Genomic DNA, 12,724 nt, shown 5'->3' with positions numbered 1-12,724 from the left:
ATTAATCTTTCTTTGCAACCACTATAAATTCCTTGTGGTAAATTTCATCCCCCGATATTATTCTTACAAGATAAGGCCCTTCTGAGAAGAGTGGAGTCAGAAAAATATCATCGGAAAATGAATTTCCCTCGGCCATTTTTTCTTCTTCGAACAGCACTTCTCCTAAAAGATTACTGATCTCTAAATGACAAGCTCGGTTGTTCAGCGCTTTCAAGGACAGTTGTACATGAATTTTAGATTGAGCAGGGTTTGGAAACACGATCATCAATCCGGCCTTACTTTCATTCGATGCTGATACAGAGCCATTCTTGCAATAAGACGTAATAGTTACAGCGGGAGCAATGGCAAAACAACCATACGAATCAGTTACCGTATACGTATAGTCTCCGGGAGCAATGGCCACGAAAGAGGAAAGTATTGCTCCAAAAATATCCACGCCGTTTAATTGCCATTGATACTGATAACCAGTGCCAGTTTTTGCCTGAAGTATCGTTGTCTGGCCATAACATAAATTGATTGAACCGGAAATTGTAATTTCTGCTAATGGTGCCGGATCTACAGTAATAGGGGTACTGTCAGAGATTTTGGTACATGTATGATTGTCCATGCTTATTACACTGTAATTCCCGCTTTCAGTTGGATAATATTTCTTTTCAATAGCTCCCTCAATACCTACTCCATTTTTTTGCCATTGCATGTTATAGTTCCATTGCGTCAACAAATAGGTTGGTGAGGTTCCTTCACAAAATTCATCAGGACCATATACTGTAATGATAGGATCAGGACGGTTCCATACTTCAATGTATACTGAATCAGAAGTCCCGGAACAGCTGTTATTATCCTTCACCGTTACAGTGTAATGGCCTTGCTTATTGATGGAAACGGAATGACCATGTTTTCCATTCGACCAGTTATAAGATTTATATCCTTTTCCTGCATCCAGCGTAACACTTTGATCAAAGCAGAATGCAGTAGGACCTTTAGCAGTAATCAATGGCTTTGGAAGCGGATTTACTGTAATAGCTTCAGTATCGGAATTGGCTTTGCATCCATTTTCATCGGTAATAGTAAGCCAGTAATTTCCACCTGTTGTAACCGTGATCGATTGCGTAGTCAGGCCATTATTCCAGAGTACGTCATAGCCCGATAGGTCGAAGCTCGGACTGAGGACTACATTACCTCCTTCACAGAATATCCTTTTACCTGAGGAGGGATTAACATGGGGTGCCTTTGGTTTTGGATTCACACTTATGCTTACTGTATCTGCCACCGCATAGCCAAATTGGTTTGTATAGCCTCTCACAGAATAATCAGCCTCATCATATACCCATATTTTCTGTGATGTTGCTCCCGTTGACCACTTGTAGTTGACGTACCCCGGTCCTGCATCTAATTGTACGCTGTCGCCTTCACAGAAAAGCGAAGGACCATTAACCTTGATTTTCAAAGCAGTCGGAGGAGGCGGCGGCGGAACACTGTTTGATGTGATGTGGGTAATCGAATAGGGCTTCAATGTAACAGGGGTTGAGGAAAGGTTACCGGTAACATCATTCACCTGTGACTCTTTAGCGGGATATGAAAGCGGGTCTGCGTCGTAACGCTCATAGGTCCCACCCTGAGGAAAAATGTCGGTAGTGGTAATTTTATAGGTCTTACTGGAAAGATTTAAAATTACAGCATCAGAGGAGTTGCTGTTGCAGAAGTGAAATCCAAATAAAGCCGGATATGTAATGCTTACGCCTTCTTCATTTTTAAAGGTGATTGTAGGGGAAGTGCCGAAGTATAACGGTGCAGTATAGTTGTTTTTATCCATAGCAAGTCCTAGTACCTTCATGGATATTCCTGCTGCAGTAAGATCCCAGGCGGTAGTTTTTGGTGGATTAGGTGGAGAAATATAACCTTTATCACCTGTAAAACTTAACCCACCGGTACTCTCGAAATAAGTACCATGAACAGCGCTGCCGTTCATATCATGGCATTCAATCATGGTAATGCGTGCATCCTGCAAAAATTGCATGCTGAAGTTCGCAAGGAACAGGGCATGACCCCAGGAGCCATGCACAGGTTTTTGAAAATCATCGAGGTTATATTCTGTAATCCATGCCTCATCTCCTTTACGTAAAATGCTTAGGTCCTTAGTATATAAGGTGTTCCAGGCATCAAATGGACGCCATAGAAATTCAGGAATATCGGATGACAAGTATTGGCCGGGGTTATTGCATTTTGGATTTTCACCACCATAATAGGTATGATAAGTAACAGCATCTTCGCCTTTTAGTGTGGTTGCCATCAGCTCATCCCATGTTTCCCTGCGGTCTTCACCGGTCTTGTTAAAGGTACCCTGGGCAGCAATTTTCGCGTTGGGAAAATAACGGCGGATAGAATCGATCCAGATGGTGCACGTGTCTCCATAGGAATTTGCTGTAGGAAATTCCTGCATCAGTAAAGAAGAATCTCCATCGCCTTCTCCATTGTCTGTGCCCAGGATATAGAACTCATTGCCAAGCTCAATGTAGGTAACATCCATTCCTATAGATTGAGCATGCATTAGCATTTTAATCTGGTCGCTGACGGTTGAGGTCATCATGTTTAAGTCATAAACGGTAGTAGCATGGCAGCTGTCAAGTGTTTTTTTGAAGTTTTCCAGCGTGTTGGCCTTTGGGGCAAGGTCTTTATATTTTTGAGGAAGATCTTTGCGATCAATGAACCAGCCTTTCTTCCAATCCCACCAGTTGGCAATGCTGCCCCCGGGATAACGGAGCGTCTTTGCTTTTAATAATGGCACATGACTCATCAGGTCTGGTTCATTCCACCATTCACCACTGTGGGTGGTGTTCATTCCATTATAGCCAATGTAATCCAGTGAGAGTGGCTGACGAACGCCCAGCATGAGCTGGACATTTTGAGCATCGAGGGAAAACGTTGAAGTTGCAATTATTATAAACACACGTAGTGCAGCGCTAAAAAAATGGCGTTTTTTAAGCATGTTAATTTAAATATTAGGTATTTACTTGGTTTGGTATTTTGGGGGTAACTATTTATAGGTAGCTTTTGTACGGCGAAATTAAGTGAATTGTTTTCAGATGTTTTAAAAACTTACACAACTGTGATGAATATAAACATTTCCTCTTTCTTTCAAGTAAACCAAAATAAAAAAACAGGTAAGAAAAATTAAAATAAAAAATTAACAATCAATTAGTTGAAAATATAAAATTTTGTTATGCTTTTTTTTAATAAAACATTTCTTGACGAAGTATGGGGCTAGGTTTTGCTTTTTTGGTAAGAAAAAAGAAAAAAATTGTATTAATAATTGATTAATTGCTGTTCTGTGGAAACAGGGATCAGCCTGTTTTCATACTGCTGGTTTCGCAATTGCGGTTCAAACCCGGCATCCCGAATTGCTTGCTGAATACCATTAGAAGTAAACCGGTGCGGAGCACCAGCGGCGCTTACCACGTTTTCCTCAATCATTATGGAACCAAAATCATTTGCACCTGCATGAAGACAAAGCTGGGCTACTTCTTTCCCAATCGTAAGCCAGGATGCCTGAATATTCAAAATATTGGGAAGCATGATGCGACTTAAAGCAATCATACGTACATATTCATCGCCCGTTACCTGGTTTCTGACCCCGCGAATTTTACGAAGCAAAGTCCCCTGGTCCTGAAACGGCCAGGGAATAAAGGCGATAAAGCCCTTTGAGCTTTCAGGCTTTTCTGACTGAACCTGCCTCAGCAGAACCAGGTGCTCAAACCGCTCATATAATGTTTCCACATGGCCAAACATCATGGTTGCAGACGAGGTCAGTCCTAATTGATGGGTTGCGCGCATAATGTCTAGCCACTCTTGTCCGCCGCACTTTCCTTTTGAAATTAACCTTCGTACCCGGTCATTCAAGATTTCAGCACCTGCGCCGGGCAATGAATCCAAGCCTGCTTCAATCAATGCCTTGAGTACCTGACTGTGTGTTGATTTTTCTAACTTAGTAATGTGCGCTATTTCAGGAGGTCCCAGTGAGTGGAGCTTAAGCGAGGGATAAAGTGATTTCAATTCTTTAAAAAGTTTCACATAAAACCTTAACCCTAAATCAGGATGATGACCGCCTTGTAATAACAGCTGATCACCTCCGTAGCGAAACGTTTCTTCAATTTTCTGCTTATACTGATCTATGGTGGTAATATATTCCTCCGTATGTCCCGGTCTTCGGTAGAAGTTGCAAAATTTGCAGTTAGCAATACAAACATTTGTTGTATTCACATTACGGTCAATGATCCAGGTAACTACCTTTTTAGGCTTTTGAATCATTCGGAGAGAATGAGCTACTGCCATCAGTTCAGGAGTGGGAACATTTTCAAAAAGAAATAATCCTTCTTCCGCTGAAAGGAATTCAAAATTTAATGCTCGGTTTAGTAGTTGCTCTGCATTCATCTGTAGAACAACAAAGATAGAGTGGAAATGGTTAGGAAATTAATTGAGATGAAGTGCAAAACAAGAGATAAAGGGACTTTTAAGTGGTCTATAAAGCCTTTTATAATATTGCCTGCGATCTGCCTTATCTTTGCCCGAATTCAATTAATCATCTCACATGATCAATTTTAAAAGCCACCGCCTAAGTAACGGATTAAAAGTAATAGTTCATGAAGACCATGCTACGCCTTTGGCGGCAGTGAATATTTTGTATAATGTAGGTGCGCGGGATGAAAATCCCAGCCATACTGGTTTCGCGCATCTGTTTGAGCACCTTATGTTTGGAGGTTCAGAAAACGTACCCTTATTTGATGAACCTCTTCAACAGGCAAGCGGGGAAAACAATGCTTTTACGTCTAACGATATTACCAACTATTATGAATCGCTCCCAGCAATAAACCTTGAAACTGCCTTCTGGCTGGAATCCGACCGAATGAATTCCTTAAATTTTGATGATCATTCACTGGATGTGCAGCGGAAAGTGGTGTGTGAAGAGTTCAAAGAGCACTACATCAATCAGCCGTATGGTGATGTATGGCACCAATTAAGGTCTCTTGCTTATAGGCAGCATCCCTACCAGTGGCCGACTATTGGAAAAAAACTGGAACATGTCGAGCAGGCTTCTCTTGATGAAGTGAAAAAATTTTTCTTCCGGTATTACCGGCCTAATAACTCCATTTTGGTAGTAGCAGGCAATGTTAAGGCTGAAGATGTTTTTTCCCTGGCTGAAAAATGGTTTGAAAGTATTCCCGAAGGGGAAGATTTTCATCGTCAGTTACCCGTGGAACCTGTTCAAACCGAACCACGCTCACTTACCTTGCATTCGAATGTACCACTTGATGCCATCTATAAAGCATGGCATATGCCCGGACGCATGGATGATACCTACTATGCCGCAGATTTACTCAGTGATATTTTATCAGGTGGAAAATCAAGCCGGCTCTACCAGGCTTTGGTAAAAGAGAAAAAAATGTTTTCTGAAGTACATGCCTACCATACGGGATCAATTGATCCGGGGCTTATGGTGATTGAAGGAAAGCTGGTGAAAGGAGTTAAAATGGAAGAGGCCGAAAATGCTATTAATGAGGAAGTTATAAAAATCAAAGCTGAGATTATCAATGATCAGGAGCTTACGAAAATTAAAAATAGGGTTGAATCTCAAATTGCTTTTTCTGAAATGGAAGTGCTGAATAAAGCCATGAACCTTGCTTATTGTGAATTACTGGGAAATGCAAACCTGGTGAATGAAGAAGCAGCCTATTACTTGAATACCACTGCAGAAGAGATACAAAATATCGCCATAGAAATTTTCAGAGAATCAAATTGCTCTACCCTCTACTATTATTCTAACAACTAATCACTGTAATGCCTTCGTTAAAAAGGCAATGATTTCAGAAAAATGAGCCTTAATAATTCCTTCTCCGTGACCAAAATGCGGATCAGTAATTAAAATGGAGGAAACTCCACCGGCTTTTAATTTTTTATCAAAATCAATACTGTTTTGCAGAGGCACACTTGTATCTTTTTCACCATGAAGAATGAGAAAATGACCATCTGCTTTATCGATATAGCTTTCGGGCGCCATCATTTTAATTTTTTCCCTGCACGCCTCTGAATATATATCCTTACATCCAAACAATTCCTCCAGATGAATTTCGCGGGAGGGGGCAAAACCCGTATTCATCATATTCTCGTAGCTGAAAGAGCCAAAACAATTTACAGTTGCCTGTACACAACTGGAATATTTGCTGTTACCTCCCACCGTCCCTTCCAAATTTGCAACATCACAGGAAACCCCGGCTAAAGACGCGAGCGCTCCTCCGGCAGATGTACCAAAAACAGCAAGCCGGTCAGGGTCGAGATGAAACTGAGTGGCATGTGCCCTAAGGAAACGGATAGCACCTTTTACATCGTAAATCTGATCCGGGAAAATAGCAGCCGGAGCAAGACGATAATTGATGGATGCTATCGCGAATCCCCTGGCAGTAAAGAATGGAGCATATGCCGCTGCGCTGCTTTTATCGCCTGCAGTGAATCCACCACCATGTATAAATACGATTACGGGAAAAGAGTCTTTACTAGCAGGAAGATACAGATCAAGCTGCAAGGATTGTCCATTTACCTTTGCATATTCCATATTCCTGATAGTCTGCCCTGGTGCAATAACCTTGTCCTGAAGCTCTTTTATTCTCAAATCCTGTTGTGCCATGAGATCCATTGAAATAAATGATAGAAGTACTATGAACAATAACTTTAAACATAGTTTTGACATACTTAAGCTCTTTCAGACTCTATTTGGTAGTTGCCGAGATTATAACTGTATAATAAATACGTACTAAGTATAAAATATTATATTGATGTGAATAGTGCTTGGTTAAGTCCCCTGGATTACAAATGGAGGTATAACGTTATCTGTATCTAATAATTCCGATCTCAGTTAAAATTATTTTGAAATCCTCAGCTACAACATTGTAGGCATTGACTGTGATAACGGTTTTGCCCCTATTATTTCACAGCTGGGTGCTATTCACTGCTTTTATTCTACCCCAACCGGGTTGGATCCACTATCTATTATTACCTGGAAGCAAAATCATATAATAACCACATGTCAACAAAACCATTGGTGGCTCCTAAAGGAACTTTTCATTTTATGGCGGAAGCTGTTACTGCCACAGATAACATGGAGCCGGTATCCTCTATACTTTTTGATCCTTATCCCAATTCCGGCAATAATGAAGTGGAGATTGGTTTTGAGCTTCCATACACAATGAATTGCAGATTAACCAATATAGACGAATTAAGAAGAATAGTAAAGAAGTGGCTAATGGTTGCCTTTGGGAAGGAATTATAAACTTACTGTAGCTACCATAAATTTACGGGTTGAATTTACCAAGTGAAATTATATGCTGAAAATCAGTCTTTTAAAAAGGAATTGCTGATTGTTCATCAGTAATATGAGCCGGTCAGGTCAATAAACTCCATTTTTCCGACATCGCTTTATTGTATTTTAGCGGCTATGACTACTACTATAGACCGATCGACTGCTCCTTTAATACGTGACATCGAATCTATTAACCTACCCTTAATAGGTGAATATTTTTTAAAGAATGGAGTGCCTTTATATATGGTTGCCGGAGGAGAACAGGAAGTTTTAAAAATTGAATTGCTTTTTGATGCCGGAAGGTGGACTGAACCGCTACGTGCTGTAGCTTCCACTACCAGTAAAATGCTGACAGAAGGCACTGTTAACAAAACAGCTCAGCAAATAGCGGAAACAATTGACTTTTACGGGGCTTCTATTCATACTGATGCTTCAGTGGATTATGCTTCTGTTACCATGTATACCCTTACGAAGCATCTTGATCATGTATTACCCGTTCTTCAGGAAATAATTTATCAACCCATATTTCCTGAAAGGGAATTAGTCACTTATATCCAGAATAGCAGCCAGCGGCTTTTAATAAATATGGAGAAAGTGGATTTCCTTGCTCAAAAGATTTTTAACGAACAACTGTATGGCAGGAACCATCCCAATGGATATACAACAGAAGCTAAGGACTATTCTGAAATCAATTTTAAGCTATTAAAAGATTTTCATCAGTCACGTTATTGCTCCGGGTTAAAGATGGTTTTCGCATCCGGAAATGTGAATGAAAGCATAATCGCTAAAATTGATAATTATTTTGGAGGTCTTTATGCTAAGTACTTTTCACCTAATAATCAGAACTTTACTGAAGTGCCGGCATCAAATGTTTTCCAGCAAAAAAAAGATGCTGTACAGTCCGGCATTCGAATAGGGAAAAAAATGGTAAATAAGCTGCATCCTGATTATGTTTCCCTGAGGGTTTTGAATACAGTTCTGGGCGGATATTTTGGGAGCAGGCTGATGCAAAATCTGAGAGAAGACCATGGTTTTTGTTATGGCGTTCACTCTGGTGTTTCATCCTATTTACACGATGCTCATCTATATATAACCACAGAAGTAGGTGATGAAGTGGTTTGGCAGGCTGTAGACGAAATTTATAAGGAGGTGAATCGTTTGAGAACGGAGATGATACCCGGGGAAGAGCTCCGGCTGGTAAAAAATTATATGCTGGGTGTTTTCCTGGCTGATGCTGATGGACCATTTAATGTTTCAGATATAGTCCGGGGATTAAAAGTGTATGAATTAAAAGAATCATTTTTCTATAATATGATTGAAAAAATTAAAAGTGTTACTTCAGAAGAATTGCTTCAACTGGCGGTTCAATATTTTGATCCGGGTTCAATGCTGGAAATTGTAGTTGGAAATAATCCCCGCAACTAATACGCCGGCTTATGAAAAGGAATTTGTTAATAAGTTTGATGCTGATTATTTTTTACAATGCAAGATCTCAGTTTATTAATCCTCCGTCTCTGAATTGTGTAAGAACATTAAATAATCAAGACGTTAGACTCGATTGGACAAATACTACCAATTCCTGTGGCCGGTTTCTTTCCTACAATATATTCCGCAGCACTTCCATTGATCCAACCTTTACATTAATTCATACAGAATATGATTCTCTTGTTACCTTTTATACTGACCCTGTTGGTAACGGAAACCGTACAGTTTACTACTACTTCATGAACAGTAGTTATACATGTGGCTTGCCCACACTGAACTCTGATACCATTGACAATCTTGATCCGGTGCCCCCGGAAATTAATTATGTTACCGTTATTAACGGAAAAGTTGAGCTTAACTGGAAGCCCAGTATTTCTCCTGAAACATATGGCTATATCATTTATTTATTTGACTTAGCTGACACTTTTTCCCAACCAATTGATACTATCTATGGCAGTGCCAATACTACATACACTGATCTTATAAACGATCCGGGAAGCGGTTCACTTTATTATGACATAGCTGCAATCGATAGCTGTTTCAGCACGGGGCCGATTAATACATCCTTTCACCGTACTATATTTCTAACTGAAAACACTGAACGATGTGAGCACTACATCTCGATTGCCTGGAACTCTTATGACAATTGGCCTAATGGTGTTCAAAATTACAAGGTATATATGGGTATAAATAACACTGCACCTGTTCTGGTAGATTCTTTACCTCCAACAGCTAATACGGATACTATACGGAATTTTAACGATGGAGATCTGATCTGTTTGACAGTTATTGCGGAACAAGCCTCGGGGCCGTTTACTTCCGCGTCCAATACCATTTGCACTACTCCTAATGTGGTACAATTGCCAAACGATTTCTATATCCGGAACGTAACCGTAGCACAGCCAGGTCAGGTAGATGTATATTATTCATTGGATCCTTTAGCTGATATTCTGAATATTGAAATTGACCGAAGCATTGATGGAATTTCATATAAACCTATTGCCACTATACCACCTTCTCCGGATCTGTCAGGAATAAATATTTATTCTGATAATTCAGCCTATCCAGATTATCAGAGCTTTTACTACCGTCTTATAACAGTAGATAGCTGCAATATGCTCTATACTTCTTCCTCGGGGAAAAGCATTTTATTAAGTGGTTATTCTTTTGGTGACTTTACAAACTACCTGAATTGGGATTCGTCTGTTATTGATTTTAGTACGGTTACAGGCTTTAATATTTATCGGGATGAAGGAAATGGCTTTTCCCTGGTGGCTTCACTAAGCAACTCTGCCTTCACATATCAGGAATCGAATTCAACATTAGGGGATACAGTATGTTATTACGTTGAAGCACTCCATTCCGCAATTTTCCCTAATGGAACTATAGACCAGGTAGCAAGTCACTCCAATATTTTATGCCTAAAGCCACCTTCTCAAATTTATGCTCCTAATGCATTTGCTCCCTTCGGAAATAACCAGCTATTCAAGCCTATATTGAATGTTCGAAATATTACCTTCTATCAGCTTACTGTCTTTAACCGTTGGGGATTAAAAATATTTTCCTCTACGGATCCTGAAGCAGGCTGGGATGGAAAATATAATGGTATAGTTGTACAACAGGGAACGTATGCCTACTTCATTTCTGTTTCAACCAGTGACAATCAAAAGATAGAAAAAAAGGGAACGGTGATGGTTGTTAGATAGCCGTAAAGGATATCAGCAATCAGTGGTCTGGCTAATAGAATATTTGTGGAATACTTACTTAAATGTTACGGGGTAGTCTAAGGAAAATTTTACTTACACTTTCGGTCAATTAAATAGGTTACCTGCACAAACATTTCCGTATAATCTACGGCACCTTTTCCCCACAGCCATTTTCCTGCACCCACCTTTGCATCTAAGCGGTTATTAAAAATTGCATCTACACTCGCATAACCACGAAACGTCTTTGAATTATTAAAATTAAAATTTTTGTATACGTTGTTGAACCGGTCTGTAATATCCGGCTGACCACCATTACCTATTCCACCGATATAATCACACAGCAGATTTGGAATAATATTAATATTCTGTCGAACTTTCCAATTATAACCTGCATTTATATTAAACATGATCTGATCTGCGTAAGCACCCTGGCGAATATTGTATCCGGCATAGGCTTGAGTATACAATGAACCGTCCTGTAAAAAGGAATGGCCAATGTGTATAATACCGGCAAAATCCCGCTTTAATAGTCCGCGCCACTCGCTGCTTGGCTCAATAATCGTGTCTCTGACAACCTTTCCTGTCACAGGATCTGTTGCCGACGTATATTGATAGTTGTATCTTGAGTATGCTACGCCGGGTTGATTATACAGGTCAGGAAACCTGGAATTAACTTCCAATGCCATCGGCCAGCTACCATGAAGAAACTGGTACTTTAAACCAAGCCAGGAATCGGTAAAACCCCTGTTTATTTCCCAAATGGCAAAATGTGAATTAGGTCCGGTTTGACCATCAAACTGATAAAGCTTTCCTGTATACGGATTTGTTCTGCTTGCTTCGCGGCCCACGAGGTAGTTAATAGTAGCGTCCAATTCCAAATTTTTACATATGCCTATAGCAGCCTGAAAATAATAGTAACGAAAATCGTGAAATTTGCCATCAACAGTTGTTGAATCAGCAGGTGTAATAAGAGAATATTTTACAACATCGTCTGAAAAATCTGTTGGAGTTTCTGTGACACCCTTTATAGTAGCGCTCCATCTCTCCTTCCCAACCTTACGGCTAAAACCAAGGCTCAGTGTAGATTGACCTTTACCTAATACCCACGGTCCGCCTGCGATTAATGGCTGAACATCCATGATAACAAGAAACAGCAAAAATGATAAAATACATTTTAGAAATGGGCGGGTAAAAACAGCCATATAATTTTTTTGATTTAAGAATACAAAAATCAGGATTTTAAATAATATGCGGAGTCTAACATTGTTAACGCGAACTAAATAATTGTTAATGAAGCGTTAAGATGAATATCGTTACCGGATTAGGCTAATATACTTCAGAGTAGTTCTGATCATGTAAATTTGCCGAAAATCAAGATCGATGGATGAGAACAAATTAGATGAGCTTAACCGAAAGCTGGACCAGTTGCTTGCTCAAAAAAATCAGGCTAAGAAAACTCCGGATTGGCTGCATTTCATTTTTCAGGCAGCATTGCCTATAGCTTTGGGTATTATAGGGTTTTATTTTACGAATCAATTCAATGAGCATCAATTGGAATTTCAAAAGATAGGAGTTGCTGATAATCTGATGAAAGAAGTAATGGGCGACAGTAATTTTAATAAAGAGAAATTAGATCTTAAACTGGGATTTGTTCAAAAGGTTTTCGACGATAGGCGTTTTAAAGATAGTGTGCGGTCATTGCTTACTCAAACATTTGCAGTTAATTTTAAAGAGCAGGCTACTGAGCTCGCTGAAAAAGCATCCACAGGTGATCCTGCAGCTATGCGCTCGGTTCAAAAACAAATAAATACAGCAAAACAATTTAATGACCCTTCCATAAACAAAGCTGTTGCGAATGTTGAAAATACGGAACCTGTGAGAAGGATAAATAAGGCTGAATCATTAAAGCAAAGTGCTATAAATGATATGAGAAACGGGAATGTAGATTCGGCAACTGTTAAATTAGATGAAGCAAGTCAGCTATTACCAAAAGATACCAGCACCAGCCACCTGGCAAACAATCTTAGAAAAAACAGGGAAGAATTTAAAAGAAACCCTGCACTTCTTAGCAATAAAGGAACAACCTTTACGCAACAAAATAACGTACCGGCCACCTCAGATACAACTGTTCATAAACCTCGTATTGTAAAGAAGAAAAAATAGAGCCATATCCCGCAACCACTGC

9 protein-coding genes are annotated in these 12,724 nt (G+C 39.7%); 5 read left to right on the top strand and 4 right to left on the bottom strand.

Annotated features, from left to right (window positions below; all coding sequences use genetic code 11):
- Position 1: 1 nt before the first annotated feature.
- Positions 2-2,986: a T9SS type A sorting domain-containing protein gene (locus H0W62_01115; protein ID MBA3647145.1), complete on the bottom strand. Its 2,985-nt coding sequence runs from the start codon at positions 2,984-2,986 to the stop codon at positions 2-4.
- Positions 2,987-3,303: 317 nt separating this feature from the next.
- Complete coding sequence (gene mqnC, locus H0W62_01110) at positions 3,304-4,428, bottom strand: dehypoxanthine futalosine cyclase (protein MBA3647144.1); 1,125 nt, start codon at positions 4,426-4,428, stop codon at positions 3,304-3,306.
- 157 nt (positions 4,429-4,585) lie between these two features.
- On the opposite strand from mqnC, the gene H0W62_01105 reads away from it, so the two are divergent.
- The gene (locus H0W62_01105) at positions 4,586-5,824 is read left to right on the top strand and encodes an insulinase family protein (GenBank protein MBA3647143.1); all 1,239 of its coding nucleotides are present in this window, start codon (positions 4,586-4,588) and stop codon (positions 5,822-5,824) included.
- Here the strand turns inward: H0W62_01105 and H0W62_01100 are convergent, their stop codons facing one another.
- Positions 5,825-6,676, bottom strand: coding sequence for an alpha/beta hydrolase (locus tag H0W62_01100; GenBank protein ID MBA3647142.1), 852 nt, complete (start codon positions 6,674-6,676; stop codon positions 5,825-5,827).
- 396 nt (positions 6,677-7,072) lie between these two features.
- On the opposite strand from H0W62_01100, the gene H0W62_01095 reads away from it, so the two are divergent.
- The 3 genes from H0W62_01095 (at position 7,073) to H0W62_01085 (ending at position 10,539) form a co-directional block, all read left to right on the top strand.
- Positions 7,073-7,318, top strand: a complete 246-nt coding sequence (locus H0W62_01095; GenBank protein MBA3647141.1) for a hypothetical protein — start codon at positions 7,073-7,075, stop codon at positions 7,316-7,318.
- A gap of 165 nt (positions 7,319-7,483) precedes the next feature.
- Positions 7,484-8,773, top strand: a complete 1,290-nt coding sequence (locus tag H0W62_01090; GenBank protein MBA3647140.1) for an insulinase family protein — start codon at positions 7,484-7,486, stop codon at positions 8,771-8,773.
- A 38-nt stretch (positions 8,774-8,811) separates the two neighbouring features.
- A complete protein-coding gene (locus H0W62_01085) occupies positions 8,812-10,539 on the top strand; it encodes a gliding motility-associated C-terminal domain-containing protein (protein ID MBA3647139.1) in 1,728 nt (575 codons plus the stop codon).
- 89 nt (positions 10,540-10,628) lie between these two features.
- On the opposite strand, the gene H0W62_01080 is transcribed toward H0W62_01085, so the two are convergent.
- Complete coding sequence (locus H0W62_01080) at positions 10,629-11,741, bottom strand: hypothetical protein (protein MBA3647138.1); 1,113 nt, start codon at positions 11,739-11,741, stop codon at positions 10,629-10,631.
- Between the two features lie 178 nt (positions 11,742-11,919).
- Here H0W62_01080 and H0W62_01075 point away from each other — a divergent pair, with 178 nt between their 5' ends.
- On the top strand, positions 11,920-12,702 hold the full coding sequence (locus H0W62_01075) for a hypothetical protein (protein ID MBA3647137.1): 783 nt from the start codon (positions 11,920-11,922) through the stop codon (positions 12,700-12,702).
- Positions 12,703-12,724 lie beyond the last annotated feature (22 nt).

It is taken from the genome of Chitinophagales bacterium (genome assembly GCA_013816805.1).
Lineage (GTDB): Bacteria > Bacteroidota > Bacteroidia > Chitinophagales > UBA10324 > MGR-bin340.
This window is presented reverse-complemented; position numbering and strand designations above follow the sequence as displayed.

What these genes read in the sequence shown, in the direction of transcription:
- H0W62_01095 (MBA3647141.1), top strand. Translation starts at nt 7,073, where the DNA reads ATGTCAACAAAACCATTGGTGGCTCCTAAAGGAACTTTTCATTTTATG.
- H0W62_01105 (MBA3647143.1), top strand. Translation starts at nt 4,586, where the DNA reads ATGATCAATTTTAAAAGCCACCGCCTAAGTAACGGATTAAAAGTAATA.
- H0W62_01080 (MBA3647138.1), bottom strand. Translation starts at nt 11,741, where the DNA reads ATGGCTGTTTTTACCCGCCCATTTCTAAAATGTATTTTATCATTTTTG.
- H0W62_01090 (MBA3647140.1), top strand. Translation starts at nt 7,484, where the DNA reads ATGACTACTACTATAGACCGATCGACTGCTCCTTTAATACGTGACATC.
- H0W62_01100 (MBA3647142.1), bottom strand. Translation starts at nt 6,676, where the DNA reads ATGGCACAACAGGATTTGAGAATAAAAGAGCTTCAGGACAAGGTTATT.
- H0W62_01075 (MBA3647137.1), top strand. Translation starts at nt 11,920, where the DNA reads ATGGATGAGAACAAATTAGATGAGCTTAACCGAAAGCTGGACCAGTTG.
- H0W62_01085 (MBA3647139.1), top strand. Translation starts at nt 8,812, where the DNA reads ATGCTGATTATTTTTTACAATGCAAGATCTCAGTTTATTAATCCTCCG.
- H0W62_01115 (MBA3647145.1), bottom strand. Translation starts at nt 2,986, where the DNA reads ATGCTTAAAAAACGCCATTTTTTTAGCGCTGCACTACGTGTGTTTATA.
- mqnC (MBA3647144.1), bottom strand. Translation starts at nt 4,428, where the DNA reads ATGAATGCAGAGCAACTACTAAACCGAGCATTAAATTTTGAATTCCTT.